Raw genomic sequence first — 1,206 nt, 5'->3', positions numbered from 1 at the left:
CGACGTCCCCCCGCTTTTGAGTAGCACGGCGATCTGGAGTCCAATCCCCAACGACAAGGAGATTGGACGTGAAGAAGCGCTTTTCCGAAGAACAAATCATCGGCTTTCTGCGTGAGGCGGAAGCCGGCCTGCCGGTCAAGGACCTGTGCCGGCGGCACGGCTTCAGCGAAGCCTCGTACTACCTGTGGCGCAGCAAGTTTGGCGGGATGAGCGTGCCCGATGCCAGGCGGCTGAAGGAGCTGGAAGCGGAAAACACCCGACTGAAGAAGCTGCTGGCCGAGCAGGTGTTCGAGAACGACCTGATCAAGGACGCCCTGCGAAAAAAGTGGTGACCGCACCGGCGCGCAGGGCGCTGGTGCGGGACTGGATCGACCGGGGCATGAGCGAGCGCCGGGCGCTGGCGGTGGTGCGCATGAGCGCCAGTGCCTTGCGCTATGCGCCGCGTCCGGACCGCAACGTCGAGCTGCGGGCGCGGATCCTAACGCTGGCACAGCGGCACAAGCGCTACGGCGTCGGGATGATCTATCTCAAGCTCAGGCAGGACGGGATGCTCGTGAATTACAAGCGCGTCGAACGGCTGTACCAGGAGGCAAAGCTGCAGGTGCGGCGACGCAAGCGCAAGAAGGTGTTGCCGGGCGAGCGCCAGCCGCTAGTGCGGCCGACGGCGGCCAACCAGGTCTGGTCGATGGACTTCGTGTTCGACCGCACCGCGGACGCCCGAGTGCTGAAGTGCCTGACGATCGTCGACGATGCGACCCACGAGGCGGTGGCGATCGAAGTCGAGCGGGCGATCTCGGGACATGGTGTGACCCGGGTGCTTGATCGGTTGGCGCAAAGCCGCGGCCTGCCGCAGGTCATCCGCACCGACAACGGCAAGGAGTTCTGCGGCAAGGCCATGCTGGCCTGGGCGTTTGAGCGCGGCGTGCAGCTGCGCCTGATCGAGCCGGGCAAGCCGAATCAGAATGCTTACGTCGAGTCCTTCAACGGCAGGTTCCGCGATGAGTGCCTCAACGAGCACTGGTTCACCCACCTGCTCCACGCACGAACGGTCATCGAAACCTGGCGCCGGGAATACAACGAGGAGCGACCGAAGAAAGCGCTTGGCGGGCTGACCCCGAGCGCCTACGCCGAGCAGCTGGCAGCCGATACCACTACGATGAACCCCGGACTCTAGATAGCCCCGCTACTGAAGGCGGGGGGACGTCG

Annotated in this window: 1 protein-coding gene; it reads left to right on the top strand. The window is 64.8% G+C overall.

The annotated features are described in order from the left end of the window. Nucleotides 1-68: 68 nt before the first annotated feature. Nucleotides 69-1,174 (top strand): IS3 family transposase gene (locus ACJQWM_RS14215; RefSeq protein WP_411306925.1). Its coding sequence is split into 2 segments (ribosomal slippage): nucleotides 69-327 and nucleotides 327-1,174, totalling 1,107 coding nucleotides; the frame shifts between segments, so codons are not numbered across the junction. Nucleotides 1,175-1,206: the final 32 nt, after the last annotated feature.

This window comes from Novilysobacter longmucuonensis, from assembly GCF_046600735.1.
Classification (GTDB): Bacteria; Pseudomonadota; Gammaproteobacteria; order Xanthomonadales; family Xanthomonadaceae; genus Novilysobacter_A; species Novilysobacter_A longmucuonensis.
Note: the sequence above shows the minus strand (reverse complement) of the source record. Positions and strands in the feature narration are given on the sequence as shown.